We start from the raw sequence: 23,104 nt of genomic DNA on the forward strand, positions 1-23,104 counted from the left end.
GACAGCAGCCACCGTTGGCCGGCAATAGGCCAGCACCTTGCAAAACAACACGCCTCAGGGCGGCTGTGGCCGGCCCCTTGCCTTGACGCTTGCCGGTGGGCGCTCTAGGGAGGGCCGCATTCCCGCCTTTCCCGTCGAGGCCGCCGTGACTGTTGCCGTTCCCGCCCATATGCATCCCAGCCGCTCGTTCCAGGGGCTGATCCTGACCTTGCACAATTACTGGGCGGATTATGGCTGCGTCGTCCTCCAGCCCTACGACATGGAAGTCGGCGCCGGCACCTTTCACCCGGCGACAACGCTGCGCGCGCTCGGGCCCAAGCGTTGGAACGCGGCCTATGTGCAGCCCTCGCGCCGGCCCAAGGACGGACGCTACGGCGAGAACCCGAACCGGCTGCAGCACTATTACCAGTATCAGGTGATCCTGAAGCCGAACCCGCCCAATCTGCAGGAGCTCTATCTAGGCTCGCTCAAGGCGATCGGCGTCGATCCGCTGCTGCACGACATCCGTTTCGTCGAGGACGATTGGGAAAGCCCGACGCTGGGCGCCTGGGGACTGGGTTGGGAGTGCTGGTGCGACGGCATGGAAGTGTCGCAGTTCACCTATTTCCAGCAGGTCTGCGGCATCGAATGCGCGCCGGTGGCGGGCGAGTTAACCTACGGGCTGGAGCGGCTGGCCATGTATGTGCAGGGCGTCGACAATGTCTACGACCTCAATTTCAACGGCCGCGAGGGCGCCGACAAGGTGACCTATGGCGACGTCTTCCTGCAGGCCGAGCAGGAATATTCGCGCCACAATTTCGAATTCGCCGATACGGCCATATTGCTGCGGCACTTTGACGACGCCGAGGCCGAGTGCAAGGCGCTGCTCGATGCCGGCGCGCCGGCGCCAAGCGACAATCTTGCGATGCATCGCATGGTGTTTCCCGCCTATGACCAGTGCATCAAGGCCAGCCACGTCTTCAACCTGCTCGATGCGCGCGGCGTGATCTCTGTCACCGAGCGCCAAAGCTACATCCTGCGGGTGCGCAATCTGGCCAAGGCCTGCGGCGAGGCGTTTCTGCTGACGCAGGCCGGCGGGTTGGCGGCCTGAAGAGGTCGCACATGATCAACCTTCCCGCTTGATTTTCCTCTTTTCCCGTTTAGGTTGTGAACGCGTGCAAGCCGGGGGGCGGTTAACGTGGGCATTTTCCGAAACCTTTCGATCAGCACAACCTGGGTCGTCAGGCTGCTCTGGATTGGCATCCTTGTCGACATGATTGCCGTCGTGTCCGGCTTGTCCGAGCTTTGGCTGCTCAGCGACATCGAGAGCGGCAGCTATGACTACGACCTCGCGGCAGCGGCCAACCGGAACGATTTGAGGCAGGGCGCGATCGGTATCATTCAGCTCGTTCTATATGTGGCTCAGGCCGTCACCATTCTGGCGTGGATCAGGCTCGCCAACAAAAACGTGAGGCTGCTTGGCGCCAAGGACATGGAATTCACGCCCGGCTGGGCGATCGGCTGGTACTTCATTCCGATCGCCAATCTGTGGAAACCCTACCAGGCGATGTCCGAGATCTGGCGCGCGAGCACCGGGTCGCCGGACTGGAAATCGGACGAAACCTCGGGATCGCTGCCTGGCTGGTGGTTCGCCTGGCTGGTGGCCAATGTGCTCGGCCGCCTGTCCTTCAAGCTCACCATGAATGCGGAGGAGCTTCCGGAGCTGAAGAATGCCTCGATTGCGCTCATCGCGGCCGATGTCGCAGGCATTGTGCTGAGCCTGCTCTTCCTGGAGGTCGTGAAGGAGATTTATCGTCGGCAGACCGCGTGGCCGGCTGCGTCCGCCTTGCGGGCTCAGGACAGCGCCGGGCTGGCCGCCGGCGACACGGTGTAGAGCGCCGCGGCAAACATGCCCTGACCGCTCGCGCCATCGATCGTCCGCAGCGCCTGCCTGACGCCCGGCATCGCGAACGTGCCATGCACCTGCGCGGCAAAGCAGGCGCTGAGCGCCAGGATCTGCAGGAATGTCGATGCCGTTTTCATGGTCGTTCAGCCAATAGTTCTCTGCCTGAGCGTGGGTCGCTTCAGCGCTGCGTTCGGTTCATGGAAATCTTTGACCCAAGGACGAGCGGGTTTGCCTCGGCCCGACAGTCCATCGAATTTTTTCGGAAATCGCCGCCAGATGCTCCGATGTTGCGCAGAAGGGTGACAGCGGCCAGCCGAGTTGCTATGCCCCGCGCGGACCATTTTGCCGCGTGAGCCCCCATCAATGCCCGACCTGCTTCTAGAACTTCGCTCCGAGGAGATCCCCGCCCGCATGCAGCGCAAGGCTGCCGGCGATCTCAGGAAGATGCTGACTGACGGTCTGGTCGAGGCGGGCCTGATCTACGAGGCGGCGCGCGAATACTGGACGCCGCGGCGTCTCACGCTCGATATCAGAGGCATGACCGCGCGCTCCAAGGACATCAACGAGGAGATCAAGGGCCCCTCGACCAAGGCGCCGGAGCAGGCTGTCCAGGGTTTTCTGCGCAAGGCCGGCCTTGCCTCGGTTGCCGAGGCGCATGTCCATGCCGATCCGAAGAAGGGCGACTTCTATGTCGCCCATATCTCCAGGCCGGGCAGGGCGGCGGAAGACATCATCGCCGAACTGGTGCCCGGCATCATCCGCAATTTCCCCTGGCCGAAATCGATGCGCTGGGGGCCGGCTTCGGCGAAGCCGGGCTCATTGCGCTGGGTGCGGCCGCTGCAATCGATCCTGTGCACCTTCGGCCCGGAGACCGAGGAGCCGGTGGTGGTCGATTTCGAGATCGACGGCATCCGCTCGGGCAATGTCACCTACGGCCATCGCTTCCTCGCGCCCGGCGAAATCACCGTGCGCCGCTTCGACGACTATGTGAGCAAGCTGGAAACGGCCAAGGTCGTGCTCGATGCTGACCGGCGCAAGGAGATCATCCTTGCCGACGCCAGGAACCTGGCTTTCGCCAACGGGCTCGACCTGGTCGAGGACGAGGGATTGCTGGAAGAGGTCTCGGGCCTGGTCGAATGGCCGGTCGTGCTGATGGGCGAGTTCGAGCAGGATTTCCTGGCGATACCCGCCGAGGTAATCCGGCTGACCATCCGCGCCAACCAGAAGTGTTTTGTGACATCGCGCCTGATCTCCCCCCTCGAGGGGGAGATGTCGGCGAAGCCGACAGAGGGGGTCGTCTCGCGTGGAGCGGCGACCCCCTCTGGCCTGCCGGCCATCTCCCCCTCAAGGGGGGAGACTAGCCAGCTCTCCAACCGCTTCATCCTGACCGCCAATATCGAGGCGAAGGATGGCGGCAAGGAGATCGCGCACGGCAACGGCAAGGTGGTGCGCGCGCGCCTCTCCGACGCGCTCTATTTCTGGACGACCGACCAGGGCGATTTGCCTGATCTCGACCAGCTCAAGGCATCGGCCGAAAAATTCGGGCTCGATCTCAAGAAACCGCTCGACCAGCGCATGGCCCGCCTCGACCATCTCAACGTGACGTTCCATGCCAAGCTCGGCACGCAGGGCGAGCGGGTGGAGCGGATCATGCGGCTGGCGGAAGAACTGGCGCCGATCGTAGCGAGTTCAATCTCCCCCCTTGAGGGGGAGATGGCCGGCAGGCCAGAGGGGGTCGCCGCGCGCCGAGCGCCGGCATCCTCTGTCCAAAACGGGGAGTCGCGCCAGAACGTACCGACCCCCTCTGTCGCCTTCGGCGACATCTCCCCCTCAAGGGGGGAGATTCCCGCGCTGGCGCGCCGCGCCGCTGTGCTGGCCAAGGCCGATCTCACCACAGAAGTGGTCGGGGAATTCCCCGAACTGCAAGGCGCCATGGGCCGCAAATACGCGCTGCTGCAGGGCGAGCATCCCTCCGTCGCCGCCGCAATTGAGGAACACTACAAGCCGCAAGGCCCATCCGACCGCGTGCCGACCGATCCGGTGTCGATTGCCGTCGCGCTCGCCGACAAGTTGGACACGCTGGTCGGCTTCTGGGCCATCGACGAAAAGCCGACGGGGTCGAAGGATCCCTATGCGCTGCGGAGAGCGGCGCTAGGTGTCGTGAGGATGCTGGTCGAAAATCGGATTCAACTAGGCATCGTCGATGTGGCAGAATCTCATGTCCCTTCGATCCATCAATCAATGAAGAGCGCCCAAGGAGAGGCGATAGGACGAGGGTTGCGAGAATTCAGAGGTAAGCAAGTTGGCGCTGAAGTGCTCGACCTACTCGCCTTCTTCCATGACCGCCTGAAGGTCTATCTCCGCGATCAAGGCGCCCGCCACGATTTGATCGACGCGGTGCTGGCGGGCGGCGGAAGCGCGCCAATCTCCCCCCTTGTGGGGGAGATGTCGGCGAAGCCGACAGAGGGGGGTGCTGTCCCGCCGGCATCTCGGCGCGAGGCACCCCCCTCTGCCCTGCCGGGCATCTCCCCCACAAGGGGGGAGATCGGCCAGTCGCCGAACGACGACCTCCTGCAAATCGTCCGCCGTGTCGAAGCGCTCGGCTCCTTCCTCGACACCGAGGATGGCAAGAACCTGCTTGCCGGCACCAAGCGTGCGGCAAACATCCTGGCCGCCGAGGAGAAGAAGAAAACGGCGATTGCCGACCATGTCGAGCCGGCGCTGTTTCGGGAAGCGGCCGAGAAATCGCTGTTTGCGGCGGTGAATCAAGCTGAGAGGCAAGCCGGCGAAGCAATTCGAAACGAAGACTTTTCCGCCGCCATGCTGGCGCTTAGCGTGTTGCGCGAGCCGGTTGATTCATTCTTTGAACAAGTGCTGGTAAACGACGAGGATCAGGCCGTCCGCGCCAATCGCCTGGCGTTGCTCGCCCGCATCCGGGCAGCCACCGACCAGGTCGCCGATTTCTCCAGGATCGCCGGCTAAAGCGAACAGAATTTTCTTTCCAGCCGGCCGTTCGAGCCGGCTTACAGTCATATGACGATGATCTCTCCGTGGCAAAAGGACATGTTCCCCAACCCCACGGAGGCTTCCATGAATTCCGCTCACGAAATCGAAGTGACAGAAGAAACCCCGGCCCCCGCCGAGGCGCTTGATTCCGCTTCCGAAACGACGCTCGACCGGGCCGCCGCCGCGGTGGTCGAGGCAACCGACCTGTCTGACGACGAGCAGGACGGCGACGACGAAGACAGCGAAGAATCGGAAGAGGACGGCGACGAAGAAGCCGCTACCCTCTCGGACGACGATGAGGACGAAGACGAGGCCGAAGTCGCTGACGAAGAAGACGACGACGAAGACGAATCCGACGAGGCATCCACCGACGAGGCGGACGAAGAAGTCGCGGCCTGATATTTATCAGGCGCCGGAATTCACTCGAGCGGGATGCATGCATCCCGCTCTATTCATTTGTTTTGGTCGCATTCGTGCGCCGGCCAGGTAATGCACCTGGCTGCAAAATGCTCTTGTGTTTTTACGGCGAAGGATTTGAGCTAAGCTGGCGCATCCCTGCCGCGCTGGAGAAGCACCCTTATGGCTGAACGCCCGAGTGGAGGAGAAAGCAACGGAACTGCCGCAAGCAGTCTCGCCGACGATGATCCGCGTCTTGCGTTCATCTATCAGGAGGCGGTGCGAGGCCTTATGCAGCAGCAGAACCTCGTCGAGAACATGAGCACCCGCGCCGGCAGCCTTATCTTTGCCACCGCATTCGCCAACTCGTTGCTCGGCGGCGCGGCCCTTGCCAATGGGCTCGGTCTTTGGGACTGGATCGCGGTGGCTCTGCTGTTCGGCATTGGCGGGCTGATCGTCTTCATGCTTTGGCCCTACCACCAATACACATTCCGCTTCGACCCCGAAGAACTGCTCCATCAATATGTCGATGGCGACAGGCCGGCAACGATGTCGGCCATGCGCCGCGCGCTTGCCCTTCGCATCAAGGCGGACATGGCCAGCAACTGGCGAATTATCCAGCGGCTGCGGGTGGCGTTGCAGATTGCCCTGCTGTTTCTGTTGTTCGATATCCTGGCCTGGCTCCTGGCGATTGCGGGCGTTTGAGCCGGAAGCGCTTCGAACCTATCTGGCCTGGTCAGGCTCGGGGATGGGTGTCGGTTGCGGCTCGGGCGGGCTGTTCGCCGCTTCCGTCTTGTTGCCGGACCCTGCTTGAGGCGCCGCTGCGGCGGCGGTGGTCGGCGTTGGTATGGAAAAGTCGCCGCCGACAATGCCGCCGCGAATGATCATCGGGCCTGGCATGAAACCGCGTTTTAGCCCGGGCTGGTTCGGGATCGCCGCCACCTTTTCATAGGTGACGTCGGGCCAAGCTGCGCCGAGTGCCACGACCGATGGCGTCGAATTACCGGCCTTGCTCGCGGCCGTCGTCGCCGTCTCGGGTGCGCCGGGCCTGACGACGGATGGCGTCGAAGCCGGTGCGCCGAGAATGATGACGGATGAAGCCTGCGCTTCGCCCGCCGCCAGGATAAGACCAAGCGCTCCAAGAATGCGCACCGAGATCATGACAATTCCCCTTGCCCAAGAAGCCGGCACCATACTTGTGCGACGATTGACGCGGGCTTGCGGGGAAGCATGGCATTTTAGCGATCGAGGATTCGCTGACGCCCGGACTTGCCCCACGGCCGCCGCCGTACTACGCAGCCGGCATCTGTGAGGTAACGACCGTGGTTGAAATACGCGCCGTCGGCGATGCGATGGAAATGGCACTGGCGCTGCTCGAAAGCGGCGACGTCGTCGCCATTCCGACGGAGACCGTCTACGGGCTGGCCGCGGACGCGACCAATGGCGTCGGCGTGGCGCGCATCTTCGAGGCCAAGGGCCGGCCGCGCTTCAACCCGCTGATCGCCCATGTCGCCGACCTGGCGATGGCCGAGCGCATTGCGCTGTTCGACCCGCTGTCGAAACGGCTGGCGCAGGCATTCTGGCCGGGGCCGCTGACCCTGGTGCTGCCGCAACGCCCCGGCAACGGCATTCATCCGCTGGTCACCGCGGGGCTCGACACGATCGCGCTGCGCATGCCCCGGGGATTTGGCGGCGAGCTGATCGCCAGGCTCGGTCGGCCGCTCGCGGCGCCCAGCGCCAATTCCTCGGGCAAGATCAGCGCCACGACCGCAGAGGCCGTGGCAGCCGATCTCGGCCCCAGGATCAAATTGGTGGTCGATGGCGGCGCGACCCCGGTTGGATTGGAATCGACGATCGTCAAGGTTGAAGGCGCAAGATTGCGGCTGCTGAGGCCGGGCGGTATTGCCGCCGGCGACATCGAAGCAGTCGCCGGCATGCCGCTGCTGCGCGGCGCCGCCGGCATCGAGGCGCCGGGCATGCTGGCCTCGCACTACGCCCCGGGCGCCGCGGTGCGCGTCAACGCCGGGAAAATCGCCAAGGGCGAGGCTCTTCTGGCTTTTGGCGGCCGCCGTGCCGAAGGCTGGCAAGGTGCGGTCGCCTTTCGCAACCTGTCGGTATCAGGCGACCTGCGCGAGGCGGCGAGCAACCTTTTCGCCCATATGCAGGATCTCGACCGCAGCGGCGCCAAGACCATCGCTGTCGAGCCTATCCCATTCGATGGGCTGGGCGAGGCGATCAATGACCGGCTGTCGCGCGCCGCCGCCCCTCGTGACCGGGCCGCCACGCGTGACCGGGCCGCCGTCACGCGTGACAAGATCGACACAGGGCAATAGTTTCCATCCATGAACGACATATCCCAAGACCTCGACGCCGCCCTCATAGACCGCTTCGCGACAATCGTCGGCGACAAATATGCGCTTCGCGACCAGCAGGATATCGCGCCTTATCTCAGCGAGCGGCGCGGCCTGTGGCATGGCAGGACGGCGCTGGTGCTGAGGCCCGGCAGCGTCGACGAGGTTAGCCGCATCATGCGGCTGGCGAGCGAGACCGGCACGCCGATCGTGCCGCAAAGCGGCAATACCGGGCTGGTCGGCGCACAGGTGCCGGATGCTTCCGGCCGCGAGATCGTGTTGTCGCTGTCCAGGCTGAACCGCATCCGCGAGATCGACGTCTTGTCCAACACGGTCACCGTCGAGGCAGGCGTCATCCTGCAGACCTTGCAGGAGGCGGCCGATGCCGCCGACCGGCTGTTTCCGCTGTCGCTCGCCGCGCAAGGTTCCTGCCAGATCGGCGGCAACCTCTCCTCCAATGCCGGCGGCACCGGCGTGCTTGCCTATGGCAATGCGCGTGAGCTCTGTCTCGGCGTTGAAGTGGTGCTGCCGACCGGCGAGGTGTTCGACGATCTGCGCAAGTTGAAGAAGGACAACACCGGCTACGATCTGAAGAACCTGTTCGTCGGCGCCGAGGGTACGCTTGGCATCATCACTGCCGCCGTGCTCAAGCTCTTCCCCAAGCCGAAGGGGCGGGAAGTGGCTTTTGTCGGAATGTCGTCGCCTGAGGCGGCACTCTCCCTGTTCAGCCTGGCCATGGACCGCGCCGGCGCCGCGCTCACCGCCTTCGAGCTGATCGGCCAGCGGCCCCACGATTTCACGCTAGCGCATGCCCAAGGTGTGGTGCGCCCACTGGCCGAGGATTGGCCGTGGTATGTGCTGATGCAGATCTCATCCGGGCGCTCCGCGGAGGATGCACGGGCGCTGATCGAGGAGGTGCTGTCGGAAGGCCTCGAGCAGGAGATCGTCGGCGATGCGGTGATTGCGGCGAGCATCGCGCAGGGCGACGCTTTCTGGAATTTCCGTGAGGTTCTGCCCGATGCGCAAAAGCCCGAGGGCGCCTCGATCAAGCACGACATCTCGGTGCCGGTGGCCTCCATCCCGTCCTTCATCGACAAGGCGGCTGGCGCCGTGCAGTCGGTCAGCCCGGGTGCCCGCGTGGTCTGCTTCGGCCACATGGGCGACGGCAATCTCCACTACAACATCTCCCGGCCGGTCGATGGCAATGACGAGGCGTTCCTCGGTCTCTACCACGCCATGAACAAGGCCGTGCACGATGTCGTGCGCGGCTTTCACGGCTCGATCTCAGCCGAGCACGGCATTGGCCAGCTGAAGCGGGACGAACTGATCGCCACGGCGCCGCCGATGGCCATCGATCTGATGCGCCGGGTGAAGGCCGCCTTCGATCCGGCCGGCATCATGAACCCCGGTAAGGTTATCTGATCCTTTCCTGAGCGCGGGCCCGGTGGCATTCCGATAACCATCGCCTGCGATCAGCAAAATTTAACTGACTTTCTTAAGCGCAGCGGTAAGAAGCGCGCGCTAATGTTTCTCCACAACGAGGCTGGACAAACCGGCCCGGAGAGAACCGCAAGCCGGCTCTCAGGAGAGACGGGAAAGGCAATCTATGAACAACTCCGGACTGAAGCCAGTCTGGGCCGGGTGCAATATGCGCCTCGACCCATTCCGCCTGCCGCAGGTGGCAAGCTACGCTACCCGCGACGACTATGGCGACGTTACCTTCACCATCGACCAGCGTGGCGCCGTCATTCGCCGCACGCTGGAGATGAGCGGCGTGCCGGCGATCATCGCTCTGCCCGCCAACGCGTTTCGCGGCGTCGCCGCCCGCGCGATGGAGGATACGGATGGCAATGTCACGGTGACGCTTGAACTCCTGCACAATGATCCGATGCTGTCGGTGCCGCTGCTGGTGGCCGACGATCTCGACGATGTCGCCGCCGACTGGCGCGCATGGGCCGACGCCTATCGCCTGCCGATGCTGTTGATCGAAGCGGACGGCATTGCCCGCACGCTGGAGGAATCGCTTGGCGCGGCCATCAAGACGCTGCCGGCGCAGGACCGCCGCAAGGGCCGCGTCTCGACCACGCGCCGCCCGCGTTTCCTCGCCCGCCGTCGGGCCGGCGACCTCGGCCTCAGGCTGGTCATCGGCGGCGAGGAAATCATCTCGCGCGACGAATAGACGGTTTCGATGAGTTCCAATTCAACCGGCGTCCGGGTTGTTTTTCCCTGAAGTGCCTCGTGGTCCAGCAGGGCGGCATTGTCTCAAGCTGAAAATCCTCACGAGAAGATTGTCGCCAGGCAAGGCGCTGCCGCTTATTTCAAGAGCAACAACGCCGTGGCCAGAAAGCCAAGGCCGAACGTGGAAGCCATCGAATACGCCACCGTCCCGATCGCCAGGTAACTATTGTCGCTTGAAGGCAAATGATCCGCGATGGAGCCATAACCGATCAGCCAACCTGCCACAAAGAGCCCGATCATTGCTCCCGTCGCAAGATTCTTGATTATGAAAACCACCAGTTGAGGCATCAGTTGCGCTCCCACCTTGCCAGCTGGCGCTTACCGAGCCGGGCGGGGTCAAAGCGCTTCACCGCGGCTTCGAGCACCGTACGGCGGCTTCCATATCGCCTCATAAGGGTGTGCACCTGAGCGGCCGTGATGCCGTTTTGCCGCGCGAAACACTCAATCACATAAGGCTCGCTCCCGGACAGGAGATCTCTGTCACGAGCATGGCGGATTTTAATGTCGTAAGTCATCCTTCTGCCCTGAGGCTAGTTCACCGATTGCTTGATTAACGCAAGACCTTGGATTCGGTTGCCCGTCACGGCCTGCCTAGGGTCAGTTCCCTTGGTGAACTGCCTGAATGTGTCGATGCGTGCGGCTGATGGGATCTTCGCGCGCTGCTAGAGCATGATGCCGAAAAGCGTGAAGCGGTTTTCGGACGACATCATGCTCTATCTCTTTGATTTAGAGCCGGATTCAGATTTCAGGTCGACTTGACCTGAAATCATCCGGCTCTAGACGAGCGGCTTCAGCGCCACCCACACCGCGCCGCCGATCAGGCCGAGAAAGATCAGCCAGCCGACCTGGTTGTTCGACTGGAACAGCTTGAGGCACTGGTCCGGATCGTCGATGTCCAGCCTGGCGATCTGCCGCGCCATATGGGCGCCGGCGGCGATCAGCCCGGCCAGCGCCGGCACCGGCGCCTGCGCCGAGGCGAAGGCGATGGCGAAGCAGGCCAGCGCGCCGCCATAGAGCCCCACGAGCCAGGTCTTGGTGTTGTCGCCGAACAGGCGCGCGGTCGAGCGCACGCCGACGATGGCGTCGTCCTCCTTGTCCTGATGCGCGTAGATCGTGTCGTAGCCGATCACCCACAGGATCGAGCCGATATAGAGCATGATGGCAGGGCCATCGAGATCGCCGAACTCGACCGCCCATCCCATCAGCGCACCCCAGGAAAAGGCAAGGCCGAGAACCAGTTGCGGCCAGTTGGTGAATCGCTTCATGAATGGGTAGATGGCAACGATGACGAGCGAGACGATGCCGAGCGGGATGGCGAAGTCGTTGAACTGCAAAAGCACAGCCAGCCCGACCAATGCCTGAAGGGCGACAAACGCCCAGGCCTGCCGGCGCGTGACCTTTCCCGCCGGCAGCGGCCGCGAACGCGTGCGTTCCACCTGGTTGTCGATGTCCTCGTCGACCACGTCGTTATAGGTGCAGCCGGCGCCGCGCATGGCGATGGCGCCGATCAGGAACAACAGGAGATACCACGGCGCCGGCAACAGCGTCAGCAGTGGATCCGAGGGGCGGGGATAGGCGCTCGCGGCAAGGGCTGCCGACCACCAGCACGGCCACAGCAGCAACTGCCAGCCTATCGGCCGGTCCCACCTTGCAAGCTGCGCATAGGGCCACAGCCAGCGCGGCAGCACCCGATAGACCCAATGGCCGCTCGGCGCATCGGCGACGCGCCCCTGGGCTGCTTTCGATTGGATGTTTTCCATCCCGCTGAAGTGGCAGCAGCGATGAAAGCCGTCAAGCGTCAAGCCGAACGGCCATGATGTGAAAAATCGTTACGGCCATCCTCTCGCAACGAGCGCCAGCGCCGCATTCAACGGCTGCTGATCGATGTTTACCTGTCGTGCAACGACTGCAATAGTTGGCCATCCCGGTAGGAGAACGCGATGGCCTCCCAGCACCAGATCGACGCCGAAACCATAGAAGACTATCAGCGCGATGGCGCCGTCTGCATCCGCGGCGCTTTCCACGATTGGGTCGACACGATTGCCGCCGGCATCGAGCGCAACATTGAGAACCGCAGCGCCACCGCTTCCGATATCGCCAATGGCCGTGGCAGTTTCTTCGACGACTATTGCAACTGGGAGCGCATTCCCGAATTCGTCAAGGTGATACGGGAATCACCAGCGGCCGAACTGGCTGCGGCGGTGATGCAGTCGCGCACCGCGCAGTTCTTCCATGATCACGTTCTGGTCAAGGAACCCGGCACGCAGAAGCCGACGCCATGGCATCAGGACATCCCCTATTACTTCGTCGACGGGCGGCAAACGGTCAGCTTCTGGATACCGATCGATCCGGTCAAGGAAGCGACGTTGCGCGTGATTGCCGGCTCGCACAAATGGGAAAAGATGATCCTGCCGGTGCGCTGGCTCGACGACAGCAATTTCTACGCCGCCGAGGGCGACTATCTGCCGGTGCCCGATCCCGACCAGGATCCCGGCATGAAGGTTCTCGAATGGGAAATGCAACCGGGCGACGCCATCCTGTTCGACTTTAGGACCGCGCATGGCGCCCGCGGCAACATGACTGCGGCTCGGCGCCGCGCGCTGTCGCTGCGCTGGGTCGGCGACGATGCGCGCTATGTCGAGCGGCCCGGCCGCACCTCTCCTCCTTACCCAGGCCACGACATGAAGCCCGGACAGAAACTGCGCGAGGATTGGTTCCCGGTCGTCTTTCGCAGCTGATCGCGCCGCGCTCACCGAAGATTGATGTCTGACGTTCCCGTGCGCAACCGCGCTCATGCTGCCCAAATGTCTTGACCAGTCGTGCGAGGCGCAATAGCGCAGTCCCTGTTGTCGAATGAAGGAACATGGGCATGCGCGTTTTGTTGATCGGCTCCGGTGGCCGCGAACATGCCCTGGCCTGGAAGATCGCGGCCTCGCCGCTCTTGACCAAGCTCTATGCCGCACCCGGCAATCCGGGCATCGGCCGCGACGCCGAACTGGTCAAGCTCGACATTGCCGATCATGCCGCGGTCGCCGCCTTCTGCCAGGAGAAAAAAATCGATCTTGTCGTCGTCGGTCCGGAAGGGCCGCTGGTCGCCGGCATTGCCGATGATTTGCGCGCCGCGGGCATCCGGGTCTTCGGTCCGTCCAGGGCGGCAGCACGGCTGGAAGGCTCCAAGGGGTTCACCAAGGACCTCTGCGCCAAATACGATATCCCGACGGCTGCCTATGGCCGCTTCGACGATCTGGCGTCGGCCAGGGTCTATGTCCAGACCATGGGCGCGCCGATCGTCATCAAGGCCGACGGGCTGGCGGCCGGCAAGGGCGTCACCGTTGCCATGACGCTGCCCGAAGCGCTGGCCGCGCTCGATGCCTGTTTCGACGGCTCCTTCGGGCAGGCCGGCGCGGAGGTGGTGGTCGAGGAGTTCCTCGCCGGCGAGGAGGCGAGTTTCTTCTGCCTGTGTGATGGCACCACCGCGCTGCCGTTCGGCACCGCGCAGGATCACAAGCGTGTCGGCGACGGTGACACCGGCCCGAACACCGGCGGCATGGGCGCCTATTCGCCAGCCCCGGTGATGACGCCGGAGATGATCGACCGCACCATGCGCGAGATCATCGAGCCGACCATGCGCGGCATGGCTGAAACAGGCGCGCCGTTTTCCGGCGTGCTGTTTGCCGGGCTGATGATCACGGACAAGGGGCCGAAGCTGATCGAATACAACACCCGCTTCGGCGATCCCGAATGCCAGGTGCTGATGATGCGGCTGAAGGACGATCTCCTGGTGCTGCTCAACGCCGCCGTCGACGGCCAGCTTTCCCACACCTCCATACGCTGGCGCGATGAGGCAGCGCTGACCGTGGTGATGGCGGCGAGGGGCTATCCCGGCACGCCTGAAAAGGGTTCGGTCATTCGCGGCGTCGAAGAGGCGACTGGTGACGGCGTCGAGATCTTCCACGCCGGCACGGCCATCAACAGCGGCGCGCTGGTCGCCAATGGCGGCCGCGTGCTCAACGTCACGGCGCTCGGCCGGACCGTCGGCGAAGCGCAGAAAAAGGCCTACACCGGGCTCGACCGGATCGATTGGCCGCAAGGCTTCTGCCGCCGCGACATCGGCTGGCAGGCCGTGGCGCGCGAAAAAGCTGACTCCTGATCCCAGCCTGTCAGGCGATCAGGCCGCCTCGGTCTTGGCGTGCGCTCGCGCCCAAGCCGGCAGCCAGTCGCCATGAGCGGCGAGCAGATCGTCGACCAGCGACCATATCTGGCTGCGCTACGAGAACCTGCCGGTGAAGGAAGTCGCCATCATGTGCGGCTTCGAGGATGCGAATTATTCGAAGGTCTTTCGCCGCTGCTACGGCATTACGCCCAGCCAGTTCCGCACCACTGGCATGTACGCCAGCATGGGAAGCCGCCGTTGATCGTGCGAGGGTGCATGTCGCGCAAAAGTGTAAGCGGTTTTGCGATAACGACATGCACAAAACAAGAGCTTTCAGCGCAGGCCGCGATCGGACTCGGTCGAGGCGGTGCTGAGCGTATCGCCTGTGGCAGGCGCGGCCTCAAAGGGGTATGCGGCGCGTTTTTCCTTCCGCGTCCAGGCCACATACTCGGCGATCCCGCGCGGCTGACGCGGCGCTGCCGTCACCACCGCAGGCATCTGGAAGCTATCACGGAATCTGGCCCAGCGAGCGCTGAACACGGAAACCATCTCGTCGAAGCTCGGCGGCGTCGCCACGGTGGCGTAGGTGATGGTGACATTGCCCGCGAGCGCGGCCTCACGCGAGAGAGGCACTGGTATCGAGGCCAGGTAATCCGGCTGCATGTCGATCAGGCCGCCAAAGGGCCATTGCGCGCGCAGTGTCGCGGCATCCATCGGCGCGACATTGACGTCGATATCGGTGGGTGTGCCGGCGACCCGGTACGGGCAGCGGAAGCGGCCGCAATTCGCTTTCGCCGAAAACTGCCACAGCGCGTAGCCTTGCCAGTTGCCCATCGGAAAGTGCACGCCGATGTCAGGCTTGTAGCGCGCATACCAGAGCGGCAGCCGCGACAGCAGCCGGTACTTGTACCTGTTTTCGGCAATGTGCCGGGCGGTGTTGCCATTGGTGTAGAGCACCGGAAAGCGGCCGATCCGCCGATGCACCTGGCGTACGAATTCCTCGGCATCCTCGAGCGACATCCATTGCGTGGGATCGTCGTCCTCGATGTCGAGGGCAAGCAGGTCGTCAGGATCGGGTTGGGCGAAATCGATGAAGTTGTTGGCCTGTCCGATCGGATTGCCTGGACGGGCGAGGTGATAGGCGCCCCATTTCAGGCCGAGCGCCTTGGCCACCACCTTGCGCGTCTGGAACAACTCCTGCGCCACCGCGTAGCGCTTCCACAGCGTCTTGCAGAGCCGCGCCTCGGTCTCGTCGCCGAAACAGGAATAGGAGGGCGGCATCCCATCGGACGCCTTGTTGATGAAGCCGACGATCCGTTTGTCGGTGGCAAGCTGGCCCCAGTCGATGGGATTGTACTCGTAGGCGTCGATGACCAGTGCCCGGTCGGCATTCTTCCACGGCTCGGAGAAATCCGAGGCCCTTGCCGCCGGCGTCAGCGCCATCGCCGCCGTGATGGCAAGAAGCGCTAAACGGCGAAGAGGGTGCGCCGGCTGTTTCAAACAGGGAATCCCCGCTGACCAAATGCCGATCCTGAACCGCCATGGTTAAGGAAATGCTTCGGGTCCGCAAGAGGCTGAACTGGAATTGGCGAAAGGATCATTGTGGCACCTTGAGGCAAAACGACGAGCATGATTATCAGCCAAATAGCTTCAACGCTGTCGCTATGGGCAGGAACAGCGATAGCGGGCGGCTCTGAAGCGCGGCCTTTCCGGCGTTAGCGGTCGAACGTCGGAATGCACAGCCCAACGTTGGCTGGCCCCCTGACTTGGCGGCTCCTGATAGCGTCTCAACCTAGAATAGCCGCGGATCGAGGACGAATGGCTCGGCGGCAATGATCTTCACCTCACTCGCAGCGGAATGATTATGATTTACAACCATGTTTAGATCAGGCGAACGGACGATCGGCACAATTGCCGACGGCACGCGGAGCAATGGCGTCGAGCGCGCCTGATGCCAGGCATCACCTCGTTGCTGTGTCCATGCCTCCTGACGGCGCCAGTTCGGCGGAAGATCATCAAGACCAACGGTCTCGACGCCGAGGGTATCTGGAACATCGTAAGTGACCATGACAAGCTCGGGAAGCAGGGCCGGGTCCTCGATGTGAACGAGTTTCTCCAGGACACAGAGGGAGGGAGAGGTCGCGCAATAGGTGACCGCATGTCCCATCGAGTTCCATCTGCCGTCAAAAAGCAGGCCATAGCCGCCGTCAAGCGCCTGGGCGTGCTGCCTGCCTGACAGGCGCCACAGCAGCATCAGGCGGCGGCGCCCCAGGCGATCTTGCCGAGAATGGTTTCGATGACGCGGGCGCCCGCCTCGGTCTGGGCAACCTCCAGAGGCATCTCGCCGGTAAGTTCGGTGAGGGGCCGGCGTAGCCAGCGATTGGCCTTGTCCTTGTCGCCAAAGGTATCTTCCGCCAGCGACTGGACCCGCAGGAGTCGGACGGCCCGATCGGATTCGTCGATCGTCAGCGGCTGGTGCTTGTTGGCGCGGTGTCGGCGGGTCCGCTGGGGGATCACGAATCTCTCGATCTCCTGATCGCTCAGCCCCGCAAGCGCCAGCCCTCTGAGCGTTGCCAGCGGCAGGCGGTTACGAACGGCGAGCGCCAGATCGGCCTGCGACCGAACGATCACTCCAAGAACCGCCTGGCCGCCGAGCTTGCGTGCAACCTCCTCGACAATGGCAATGGACATGGCCACCCCTTTTGCATGTTTGGCAATCTGCCGTAGATATAGGTGGCATATTGCCGTTCTGCAAGGTTCGATGTCCGGAGCGATCGACGAACACCCAACTCTGGATTTGAAACCAAGACACTTTCTCATAGCCAATACGATCGCTGGCCGACGGATCAACGGCGCGAAATCGGCTGGATTTCGAACGGGTCGGGCGCCGGCGCTTGCGGCAGCGTCCCCTCGGCCGCGCGTTTGCGATGATGGGCCAGCGAACAGCGCGGCGAACACAAGATGCCACGGTCCGACCAGTAGGCGGCGCCGTTTTCGATCATGCTCTTATGATAGGAAAAGCCTGTCGACCGATAGGGCAGGCCGCATTCGATGCAGCGATAGGCGTCAGGTCTGGCCAGCATGGCGCGGTTCCGATCCAGGGTCTTGCGCCGGACGAACTTGATCCGACTTTGGCAAATTTAACGTGCGCTGCGGTACTTGCAAAATCCGCGTGACAAAATTTGACGTTTACGTAAAAAGAAGATGGAGGAGGCGACCAAAGACCGATGGTTTTGCATCGCCTGCGGTCTTAGGTTGATCCGCCAGGCTAGAGCGACGTGCGTCCATTTGGACGCACAAAGTACGCTCTAGCAATTTTAGTCTATGCATCGTGCTTTCCGGAAATCGATTCCGATTTCCTGGCCGATGCATCAGGAGGACAAAGCGGCATGTATCGGGCACCCGTCGAGGATATCGCCTTCACGTTGAAGCACGTGGCTGGCCTGAAGCCGGCGCTCGACGCAGGCACCTTTGGCGACCTGGGTGAAGACCTCGTCGACGCCATTCTGGCGGAAGCCGGCCGCTTCGCCAGCGAGGAGGTGGCGCCGCTCCACAAGGTCGGTGACGAACAGGGCGCTGTGCTGAAGGCTGCGGCGGTCACCATGCCCCCCGGCTGGAAGGCGCTTTATCGCCGCTGGATCGATGGCGGCTGGAACGCGCTGTCGGCGCCAGAAGAATTCGGCGGTCAGGGGCTGCCGACTATGCTCGGTGTTGCCGCGCTCGAAATGTGGAACTCCGCCGCCATGGCCTTCGGCGTGGGTCCGACGCTGACCATGGGCGCGGTCGAGGCGCTCGACAAGCACGCGTCGCAGGCCCTGAAGGCGAAATACCTCGAAAAGCTCGTCTCCGGCGAATGGATGGGCACGATGAACTTGACCGAGCCGCAGGCGGGCTCGGATCTGAATGCCTTGCGCGCCCGCGCCGAACCGGCCGGCGACGGCACCTATCGCATCTTCGGCCAGAAGATATTCATCACCTATGGCGAGCACGACTTGACCGACAACATCGTCCATCTGGTGCTGGCGCGGCTGCCCGATGCGCCGGCCGGCACGCGTGGCATTTCGCTGTTCCTGGTGCCGAAATTCCTGGTTGGCGACGATGGCACGCTCGGTGCCCGCAACGACCTCTTCTGCTCCGGACTGGAACACAAGCTCGGTATCCACGCCTCGCCGACCTGCACCATGATCTATGGCGATGGTTTCGAAGGCGAGTCGCCTGGCGCGATCGGCTGGCTGGTCGGCGAGGAGAACAAGGGCCTCGCCTGCATGTTCACCATGATGAACAATGCCCGCCTTGCCATCGGCATGCAGGGCGTCGCGGTCGCCGAGATGGCGACGCAGAAGGCGATTGCCTATGCCAATGAACGCCGGCAGGGCAAGGCTGCGAGCTATGGCGGGCCCGGCATGGCGCCGATCGTTCATCACCCGGACGTGCAGCGCAATCTCTTGACCATGAAGGCGCTGACGCAGATTGCCCGGTCCATCAGCTATTCCTGCGCGCATGCCATCGATTGCGCGCGCGTCTTGGACGGCGACGCCGCGCATTGGCGCGACCGCGCCAATCTGCTGACGCCGCTGGCCAAGGCCTTCTCCACCGATATCGGCGTCGAGGTAGCCTCGCTTGGTCTGCAGGTGCATGGCGGCATGGGGTTCATCGAGGAGACGGGCGCGGCCGCACTCTACCGCGACGCGCGCATCGCACCGATCTACGAAGGCACCAACGGCATCCAGGCGATCGATCTGGTGGCGCGCAAATTGCCGCTCGGCGGCGGCGAGCACGTGCATGGCTACATCGCCGAACTGAAAGCGGTCGCCAATTCCGTGCGGACCTCGAACCTCAGGGGTTTCGGCCGCACGGCCGACAGCCTCGACCAGGCACTGGACGACCTCACGGAAGCGACGCGCTTCTTGCAGAAGCTGCTCGCCGATGGTCGTTCGGACGCGGCGCTGGCCGGCGCCACGCCCTATCTCAGACTGTTCTCGCTTGCCGCCGGCGGCGCCTATCTGGCGCGCGGCGGGCTTGCCGACCAAACCCGCGTGCCGCTGTGCCGCTTCTTTGCCGAAAACCTGCTTGGCGAGGTGCGGGCGCTGAAAGAGCGCGTCATTGGCGGCGCCGAAAGCCTTGCCGATGCCGGCAAGGCGCTGATTTCCGCCTGAATTTTCCAGTCTGACGTTCACAAGGAAAAACCGTGACAGACCATATCCTCGTCGAGCGCCAGGGCGCCATCCAGATCATCCGCATGAACCGCCCGGACAAGAAGAATGCCCTGACGCGCGCCATGTATGCGACAATGTCGGCCTCCCTTGCAGAAGGCGACGCCGATCCGGCGGTGCGCGTCCATGTTTTCTTGGGCGTGCCCGGCGCCTTCTCGTCCGGCAACGATCTTGCCGATTTCATGATTATCGCCACTGGCGGCGAGGGTGGCACAGAAGTCTGGGATTTCCTGATGGCACTGGCCAAAGTGGAAAAGCCGATGGTGTCCGGAGTCGACGGTATTGCTGTCGGCATCGGCACCACGCTCAACCTGCATTGCGACCTGACTTTCGCCACGCCGCGCACCGTATTCCGCACACCCTTCGTCGATCTCGGCCTGGTGCCCGAGGCCGGATCCAGTCTGCTCGCGCCGCAGGTGCTCGGCCGGCAAGGCGCCTTTGCGTTGCTTGGCCTCGGCGAAGGCTTTTCCGCCGAGCGGGCGAAGGCCACCGGGCTGATCTACGAGGTGGTCGCGGAAGAGGCGCTCGAAGCCTCGGTTCTGGCCGCCGCCGCCCAGATCGCCGCCAAGCCGCCGCAGGCGCTGAAGATCGCGCGCGATCTGATGCGCGGCTCGCGCGAGGACCTTGTCGCCCGCATCGGCGAGGAGAGCGGCCATTTCCGCGAACAGTTGAAATCCGACGAGGCGCGCGCGGCGCTGACGGCCTTCATGACCAGGAAAAAAGCCTGAGCGTCAGCGTTTTAGGGATAAAGCCTCGTCTTGTCCCAGCCGCCCTGGGAATTGCGGGAAAAGACGATGCGGTCGTGCAGCCGGAACGGTCGGTCGTGCCAGAACTCGATCGTCTGCGGCACGATGCGGAAACCCGACCAGTGCTTTGGCCGCGGGATATCGCCGATCGGATAGCGCGCGGTGTATTCGGCAACGGCCTTTTCCAGCGCGAATCGGCTTTCCAGCGGCCGCGACTGTTTCGACGCCCAGGCGCCGATGCGGCTGCCGCGCGGGCGCGTCGCGTAGTAGGCATCCGCTTCCGCCTCGGTGACGATTTCCACCGGTCCGCGCACGCGCACCTGCCGGCGCAGCGATTTCCAATGGAAGCACATCGCCGCCTTCATGCTGCCAAGAATCTCGCGGCCCTTGGCGCTCTCGAAATTCGTATAGAAGACAAACCCGCTTTCATCGAACCCCTTGAGCAGCACCATCCGCACATCCGGCATGCCCTCGGCATCGACGGTCGCCAGCGCCACGCCGTTGGCATCGTTGATCTCGCTCTTCGTCGCGTCCTCGAGCCATGCGGCAAAAAGGCGGAACGGCTCGGCGACCTCGGTAAAGTCACCGCTTGTTAACCCGGTTTCGCTCATAGTTTTTCCAAATCTTGATCGCTGGCTGGGGAGATTGCCGATTGTCGCGTATCGCGCAAGCTTTTGACAGCAGGCAACGCAGCGTAATTGCTTCGGCCAGCGTCAAAGCCGCCATGGTTCTGGTCGCCCTGCCGCTGGCCGCTTGCGGTGGTGGAGGCTTCAGCCTGGAGCAGGCCGAGGTCGACCGCACGATACTGACCTCAAGCACGTCAGCCAACGCTTCGCCGGACGATCAGGACCGCGCCTCGGACCAGACGACGATCGGCAATGCGGTGTCTTCGGCCGACATCGAGCAACTCAGCGGGCAGGCCGTTCCCTGGGCGAATGCCGATACCGGTTCGCGCGGCTCCATTACCGAACTGGCGGAGTCCAGGGACAGAGGGCAGACGTGCCGCCGTTTCACCGCGTCGCGCGAAAGCTTCGACGGCGTCGCTCTGTTCAAAGGTGAGCTCTGCCTGGCCGGCGCCGGCGCCTGGCGCATGCAGGACTTCAAGGCGCTCTGATTTTCAGCCATCATAATGGCCGCCCGCCACTGGAATTTCTTCCTATGCGGGCGCATATAGGTGGCAATCGTGGACTCATACTCTCTTGCAGGCAGGAAGCATGCGCGACCCCTATGAGGTGCTGGGCGTTGCCAAGAACGCATCGGCCAAGGACATAAAATCGGCGTACCGCAAACTCGCCAAGAAGCATCATCCGGACCAGAATCCGAATGATCCCAAGGCGAAGGACCGTTTTGCCGCCGCCAACCAGGCTTACGAGATCGTCGGCGACGAGAAGACCCGCGCGGCCTTCGATCGCGGCGAGATCGACGCCGACGGCAAGCCGCGGTTCCAGGGCTTCGAGGGCGCCGCAGGCGGCGGCGATCCTTTTTCCGGCTTTCGCCGGCAGCAGGGGCCCGGCGGATCGCGATTCGAATTTCGCTCCTCCGGTCGCCCCGGCGGCGATCCTTTCGACGGCAACAGCGATATCTTCAGCCAGATTTTCGGCGATGCCTTTTCGGGAGCGCGCGGCACAGGTGCTGGCGACCGCTGGCAGGCCCAGCCGGGCGCCGACCTGAACGTAACGCTCGACATCACCATCGAGGAAGCGGCGACCGCCGAGAAGGTGACAGCGATGTTTCCCGACGGCCGCAAGATCGCCGTCAAGCTGCCGGCCTATGTCGAGGACGGCCAGACCATCCGGCTGAAGGGCCAGGGCGAGCAAGGGCCGCAGCCGGGCGATGCGCTGGTCAAGATCCGCTTTCGCCGGCATCCGCGTTATCGCGTCGATGGCCGCGACCTGCATGCCGATCTGCCGGTGGCGCTGGCCGATGCGGTGCTAGGCGCCAAGGTGGCGGTCGAGACCCCGACAGGCAAGCTCGCGGTCAACATCCCCGCCTGGTCGAGTTCCGACAAGGTGCTGCGGCTGAAGGGCAGGGGCTTGCCGGAGAAAGCCGGCGGTCACGGCGATCTCTATGCGCATGTGCGGCTGATGCTGCCGGAAGGCGGCGACAGCGATCTCGAAGCGCTGATGCGCAACCGAAAAGGTTGATCATACGGTTTTGTCCCCCGAACTGTCCGTTTTGAACGCTTGAAGGGGCTCTGTGCCTGTGCGATAGGGCTGTCCACAAAGCAGAAATCTTGCGGAGAGCACTCACATGGCGGGTGGACTGGGCATTATGGCCGGCAAGCGCGGGCTTATCCTTGGCGTCGCGAACAACCGGTCTATCGCCTATGGCATCGCCAAGGCCTGTGTCGACCACGGCGCCGAGATCGCGCTCACCTATCAGGGCGAGGCGTTCAAGAAGCGCGTCGAGCCGCTGGCGGCCGAGCTCAACGCGCATGTCGCCGGCCATTGCGACGTCACCGACCCGGCAAGCCTCGATGCGGTGTTCGCCGATATCGCCAGGCATTGGGGCAAGCTCGACTTCCTCGTCCACGCCATCGCCTTTTCCGACAAGGACGAGCTGACCGGCCGTTATGTCGAGACGACGCGCGACAATTTCCTGCGCACCATGGACATTTCGGTGTATTCCTTCACCACCATCGCCAAGCGCGCCGAGGCGCTGATGAGCGAGGGCGGTTCGCTGCTGACGCTGACCTATTATGGCGCGGAAAAGGTGATGCCGCATTACAACGTCATGGGTGTGGCCAAGGCGGCGCTCGAAGCCAGCGTGCGCTATCTGGCCGTCGATCTCGGCGCCAGGAAGATCCGTGTCAACGCCATCTCGGCGGGCCCGATCAAGACGCTTGCCGCCTCCGGCATCGGCGATTTCCGTTACATCCTGAAGTGGAACGAATACAATTCGCCGCTGAAGCAGACGGTCACCCAGGAGGAAGTCGGCGATTCAGCCGTCTATTTCCTGTCCGACCTTTCACGCGGCGTCACCGGCGAGATCCACCATGTCGATTCCGGCTACCATGTCGTCGGCATGAAGGCCGTCGACGCACCCGACATTTCGACCGTCAAGGACTAGTTCCTTCCACGAACACCAATCCTGCCTGTCTGCTCCAGATCTCACCC

The 23,104-nt window shown here is 63.4% G+C and carries 25 protein-coding genes and 1 pseudogene; 16 read left to right on the forward strand and 10 right to left on the reverse strand.

The features are described 5' to 3' along the window. Positions 1-145: 145 nt before the first annotated feature. Positions 146-1,090 (forward strand): glycine--tRNA ligase subunit alpha, encoded by a 945-nt coding sequence (locus tag AC0L2H_RS14340; RefSeq protein WP_473591053.1) that lies wholly within the window; start codon positions 146-148, stop codon positions 1,088-1,090. An 87-nt stretch (positions 1,091-1,177) separates the two neighbouring features. After that, positions 1,178-1,873: a DUF4328 domain-containing protein gene (locus AC0L2H_RS14345; RefSeq protein WP_473590833.1), complete on the forward strand. Its 696-nt coding sequence runs from the start codon at positions 1,178-1,180 to the stop codon at positions 1,871-1,873. On the opposite strand, the gene AC0L2H_RS14350 is transcribed toward AC0L2H_RS14345, so the two are convergent. Further along, positions 1,834-2,022 (reverse strand): hypothetical protein, encoded by a 189-nt coding sequence (locus AC0L2H_RS14350; protein WP_107650070.1) that lies wholly within the window; start codon positions 2,020-2,022, stop codon positions 1,834-1,836. The two genes, AC0L2H_RS14345 and AC0L2H_RS14350, sit on opposite strands and share 40 nt — an antisense overlap. A 226-nt stretch (positions 2,023-2,248) precedes the next feature. Here AC0L2H_RS14350 and AC0L2H_RS14355 point away from each other — a divergent pair, with 226 nt between their 5' ends. From AC0L2H_RS14355 to AC0L2H_RS14365, 3 genes are all read left to right on the forward strand, one after another. Beyond that, the gene (locus AC0L2H_RS14355; RefSeq protein WP_473590834.1) at positions 2,249-4,867 is read left to right on the forward strand and encodes a glycine--tRNA ligase subunit beta; all 2,619 of its coding nucleotides are present in this window, start codon (positions 2,249-2,251) and stop codon (positions 4,865-4,867) included. 108 nt (positions 4,868-4,975) lie between these two features. After that, a complete protein-coding gene (locus AC0L2H_RS14360) occupies positions 4,976-5,290 on the forward strand; it encodes an ATPase (modular protein) (protein WP_473590835.1) in 315 nt (104 codons plus the stop codon). Positions 5,291-5,470: 180 nt separating this feature from the next. Then, complete coding sequence (locus AC0L2H_RS14365) at positions 5,471-5,992, forward strand: hypothetical protein (RefSeq protein WP_473590836.1); 522 nt, start codon at positions 5,471-5,473, stop codon at positions 5,990-5,992. A gap of 18 nt (positions 5,993-6,010) precedes the next feature. Here AC0L2H_RS14365 and AC0L2H_RS14370 read toward each other — a convergent pair whose 3' ends face one another. Beyond that, positions 6,011-6,448 (reverse strand): hypothetical protein, encoded by a 438-nt coding sequence (locus tag AC0L2H_RS14370; protein ID WP_473590837.1) that lies wholly within the window; start codon positions 6,446-6,448, stop codon positions 6,011-6,013. A 161-nt stretch (positions 6,449-6,609) separates the two neighbouring features. Between AC0L2H_RS14370 and AC0L2H_RS14375 the strand changes: the two genes are divergently transcribed. The 3 genes from AC0L2H_RS14375 to AC0L2H_RS14385 all read left to right on the forward strand — a co-directional run bounded on the left by AC0L2H_RS14375 (position 6,610) and on the right by AC0L2H_RS14385 (position 9,817). Next, positions 6,610-7,620: an L-threonylcarbamoyladenylate synthase gene (locus AC0L2H_RS14375; RefSeq protein WP_473590838.1), complete on the forward strand. Its 1,011-nt coding sequence runs from the start codon at positions 6,610-6,612 to the stop codon at positions 7,618-7,620. 9 nt (positions 7,621-7,629) lie between these two features. Then, positions 7,630-9,060 carry an FAD-binding oxidoreductase gene (locus AC0L2H_RS14380; protein WP_473590839.1) on the forward strand — a complete coding sequence of 477 codons (1,431 nt, stop codon included), beginning with the start codon at positions 7,630-7,632 and terminating at the stop codon, positions 9,058-9,060. 184 nt (positions 9,061-9,244) lie between these two features. Next, on the forward strand, positions 9,245-9,817 hold the full coding sequence (locus tag AC0L2H_RS14385) for a DUF6101 family protein (protein ID WP_473590840.1): 573 nt from the start codon (positions 9,245-9,247) through the stop codon (positions 9,815-9,817). A 134-nt stretch (positions 9,818-9,951) separates the two neighbouring features. Here the strand turns inward: AC0L2H_RS14385 and AC0L2H_RS14390 are convergent, their stop codons facing one another. The 3 genes from AC0L2H_RS14390 to ubiA form a co-directional block, all read right to left on the reverse strand. After that, positions 9,952-10,164, reverse strand: a complete 213-nt coding sequence (locus tag AC0L2H_RS14390; protein ID WP_473590841.1) for a hypothetical protein — start codon at positions 10,162-10,164, stop codon at positions 9,952-9,954. Further along, positions 10,164-10,391, reverse strand: a complete 228-nt coding sequence (locus AC0L2H_RS14395; RefSeq protein ID WP_473590842.1) for a hypothetical protein — start codon at positions 10,389-10,391, stop codon at positions 10,164-10,166. Before AC0L2H_RS14395 ends, AC0L2H_RS14390 begins: the two co-directional genes overlap by 1 nt. 261 nt (positions 10,392-10,652) lie before the next feature. Next, positions 10,653-11,636 (reverse strand): 4-hydroxybenzoate octaprenyltransferase, encoded by a 984-nt coding sequence (ubiA, locus tag AC0L2H_RS14400; RefSeq protein ID WP_473590843.1) that lies wholly within the window; start codon positions 11,634-11,636, stop codon positions 10,653-10,655. Between the two features lie 180 nt (positions 11,637-11,816). Here ubiA and AC0L2H_RS14405 point away from each other — a divergent pair, with 180 nt between their 5' ends. The 3 genes and pseudogenes from AC0L2H_RS14405 to AC0L2H_RS14415 form a co-directional block, all read left to right on the forward strand. Next, positions 11,817-12,614 carry a phytanoyl-CoA dioxygenase family protein gene (locus AC0L2H_RS14405; RefSeq protein WP_473590844.1) on the forward strand — a complete coding sequence of 266 codons (798 nt, stop codon included), beginning with the start codon at positions 11,817-11,819 and terminating at the stop codon, positions 12,612-12,614. A gap of 131 nt (positions 12,615-12,745) precedes the next feature. After that, positions 12,746-14,026, forward strand: a complete 1,281-nt coding sequence (gene purD / locus AC0L2H_RS14410; RefSeq protein ID WP_473590845.1) for a phosphoribosylamine--glycine ligase — start codon at positions 12,746-12,748, stop codon at positions 14,024-14,026. A 121-nt stretch (positions 14,027-14,147) separates the two neighbouring features. Then, a pseudogene (locus AC0L2H_RS14415) lies at positions 14,148-14,291 on the forward strand (helix-turn-helix domain-containing protein); the annotation flags it as partial. Positions 14,292-14,362: 71 nt separating this feature from the next. On the opposite strand, the gene AC0L2H_RS14420 reads toward AC0L2H_RS14415, so the two are convergent. From AC0L2H_RS14420 to AC0L2H_RS14435, 4 genes are all read right to left on the reverse strand, one after another. Then, the gene (locus AC0L2H_RS14420) at positions 14,363-15,472 is read right to left on the reverse strand and encodes a glycoside hydrolase family 25 protein (RefSeq protein WP_473591054.1); all 1,110 of its coding nucleotides are present in this window, start codon (positions 15,470-15,472) and stop codon (positions 14,363-14,365) included. A gap of 349 nt (positions 15,473-15,821) precedes the next feature. Further along, complete coding sequence (locus tag AC0L2H_RS14425; protein ID WP_473590846.1) at positions 15,822-16,283, reverse strand: RES family NAD+ phosphorylase; 462 nt, start codon at positions 16,281-16,283, stop codon at positions 15,822-15,824. Beyond that, positions 16,283-16,720 carry a type II RES/Xre toxin-antitoxin system antitoxin gene (gene parS, locus AC0L2H_RS14430; RefSeq protein ID WP_473590847.1) on the reverse strand — a complete coding sequence of 146 codons (438 nt, stop codon included), beginning with the start codon at positions 16,718-16,720 and terminating at the stop codon, positions 16,283-16,285. The genes AC0L2H_RS14425 and parS overlap by 1 nt, the downstream gene beginning before the upstream one ends. 155 nt (positions 16,721-16,875) lie before the next feature. Then, on the reverse strand, positions 16,876-17,112 hold the full coding sequence (locus AC0L2H_RS14435) for a hypothetical protein (protein WP_473590848.1): 237 nt from the start codon (positions 17,110-17,112) through the stop codon (positions 16,876-16,878). Positions 17,113-17,418: 306 nt separating this feature from the next. Here AC0L2H_RS14435 and AC0L2H_RS14440 point away from each other — a divergent pair, with 306 nt between their 5' ends. After that, positions 17,419-19,185 carry an acyl-CoA dehydrogenase gene (locus AC0L2H_RS14440; protein ID WP_473590849.1) on the forward strand — a complete coding sequence of 589 codons (1,767 nt, stop codon included), beginning with the start codon at positions 17,419-17,421 and terminating at the stop codon, positions 19,183-19,185. A 32-nt stretch (positions 19,186-19,217) separates the two neighbouring features. Further along, the gene (locus AC0L2H_RS14445; RefSeq protein ID WP_473590850.1) at positions 19,218-19,970 is read left to right on the forward strand and encodes a crotonase/enoyl-CoA hydratase family protein; all 753 of its coding nucleotides are present in this window, start codon (positions 19,218-19,220) and stop codon (positions 19,968-19,970) included. An 11-nt stretch (positions 19,971-19,981) separates the two neighbouring features. Here the strand turns inward: AC0L2H_RS14445 and pdxH are convergent, their stop codons facing one another. Then, positions 19,982-20,599: a pyridoxamine 5'-phosphate oxidase gene (pdxH, locus tag AC0L2H_RS14450; protein ID WP_473590851.1), complete on the reverse strand. Its 618-nt coding sequence runs from the start codon at positions 20,597-20,599 to the stop codon at positions 19,982-19,984. Between the two features lie 41 nt (positions 20,600-20,640). Between pdxH and AC0L2H_RS14455 the strand changes: the two genes are divergently transcribed. From AC0L2H_RS14455 to fabI, 3 genes are all read left to right on the forward strand, one after another. Continuing rightward, complete coding sequence (locus AC0L2H_RS14455; protein WP_473590852.1) at positions 20,641-21,102, forward strand: RT0821/Lpp0805 family surface protein; 462 nt, start codon at positions 20,641-20,643, stop codon at positions 21,100-21,102. A gap of 100 nt (positions 21,103-21,202) precedes the next feature. Further along, the gene (locus tag AC0L2H_RS14460) at positions 21,203-22,132 is read left to right on the forward strand and encodes a DnaJ C-terminal domain-containing protein (RefSeq protein ID WP_473590853.1); all 930 of its coding nucleotides are present in this window, start codon (positions 21,203-21,205) and stop codon (positions 22,130-22,132) included. A gap of 106 nt (positions 22,133-22,238) precedes the next feature. Continuing rightward, the gene (gene fabI, locus AC0L2H_RS14465; RefSeq protein WP_107650050.1) at positions 22,239-23,057 is read left to right on the forward strand and encodes an enoyl-ACP reductase FabI; all 819 of its coding nucleotides are present in this window, start codon (positions 22,239-22,241) and stop codon (positions 23,055-23,057) included. Positions 23,058-23,104 lie beyond the last annotated feature (47 nt).

It is taken from the genome of Mesorhizobium sp. WSM4871 (genome assembly GCF_055811295.1).

Bases quoted from the DNA above. Each gene is read 5' to 3' on its own strand.
- ubiA (WP_473590843.1), bottom strand. From the start codon at position 11,636: ATGGAAAACATCCAATCGAAAGCAGCCCAGGGGCGCGTCGCCGATGCG.
- AC0L2H_RS14405 (WP_473590844.1), top strand. From the start codon at position 11,817: ATGGCCTCCCAGCACCAGATCGACGCCGAAACCATAGAAGACTATCAG.
- AC0L2H_RS14435 (WP_473590848.1), bottom strand. From the start codon at position 17,112: ATGCTGGCCAGACCTGACGCCTATCGCTGCATCGAATGCGGCCTGCCC.
- AC0L2H_RS14425 (WP_473590846.1), bottom strand. From the start codon at position 16,283: ATGCTGCTGTGGCGCCTGTCAGGCAGGCAGCACGCCCAGGCGCTTGAC.
- AC0L2H_RS14355 (WP_473590834.1), top strand. From the start codon at position 2,249: ATGCCCGACCTGCTTCTAGAACTTCGCTCCGAGGAGATCCCCGCCCGC.
- AC0L2H_RS14380 (WP_473590839.1), top strand. From the start codon at position 7,630: ATGAACGACATATCCCAAGACCTCGACGCCGCCCTCATAGACCGCTTC.
- AC0L2H_RS14370 (WP_473590837.1), bottom strand. From the start codon at position 6,448: ATGATCTCGGTGCGCATTCTTGGAGCGCTTGGTCTTATCCTGGCGGCG.
- parS (WP_473590847.1), bottom strand. From the start codon at position 16,720: ATGTCCATTGCCATTGTCGAGGAGGTTGCACGCAAGCTCGGCGGCCAG.
- AC0L2H_RS14460 (WP_473590853.1), top strand. From the start codon at position 21,203: ATGCGCGACCCCTATGAGGTGCTGGGCGTTGCCAAGAACGCATCGGCC.
- AC0L2H_RS14350 (WP_107650070.1), bottom strand. From the start codon at position 2,022: ATGAAAACGGCATCGACATTCCTGCAGATCCTGGCGCTCAGCGCCTGC.
- fabI (WP_107650050.1), top strand. From the start codon at position 22,239: ATGGCGGGTGGACTGGGCATTATGGCCGGCAAGCGCGGGCTTATCCTT.
- AC0L2H_RS14360 (WP_473590835.1), top strand. From the start codon at position 4,976: ATGAATTCCGCTCACGAAATCGAAGTGACAGAAGAAACCCCGGCCCCC.
- AC0L2H_RS14390 (WP_473590841.1), bottom strand. From the start codon at position 10,164: ATGCCTCAACTGGTGGTTTTCATAATCAAGAATCTTGCGACGGGAGCA.
- AC0L2H_RS14365 (WP_473590836.1), top strand. From the start codon at position 5,471: ATGGCTGAACGCCCGAGTGGAGGAGAAAGCAACGGAACTGCCGCAAGC.
- AC0L2H_RS14420 (WP_473591054.1), bottom strand. From the start codon at position 15,472: ATGGCGCTGACGCCGGCGGCAAGGGCCTCGGATTTCTCCGAGCCGTGG.
- pdxH (WP_473590851.1), bottom strand. From the start codon at position 20,599: ATGAGCGAAACCGGGTTAACAAGCGGTGACTTTACCGAGGTCGCCGAG.
- purD (WP_473590845.1), top strand. From the start codon at position 12,746: ATGCGCGTTTTGTTGATCGGCTCCGGTGGCCGCGAACATGCCCTGGCC.
- AC0L2H_RS14385 (WP_473590840.1), top strand. From the start codon at position 9,245: ATGAACAACTCCGGACTGAAGCCAGTCTGGGCCGGGTGCAATATGCGC.
- AC0L2H_RS14395 (WP_473590842.1), bottom strand. From the start codon at position 10,391: ATGACTTACGACATTAAAATCCGCCATGCTCGTGACAGAGATCTCCTG.
- AC0L2H_RS14440 (WP_473590849.1), top strand. From the start codon at position 17,419: ATGTATCGGGCACCCGTCGAGGATATCGCCTTCACGTTGAAGCACGTG.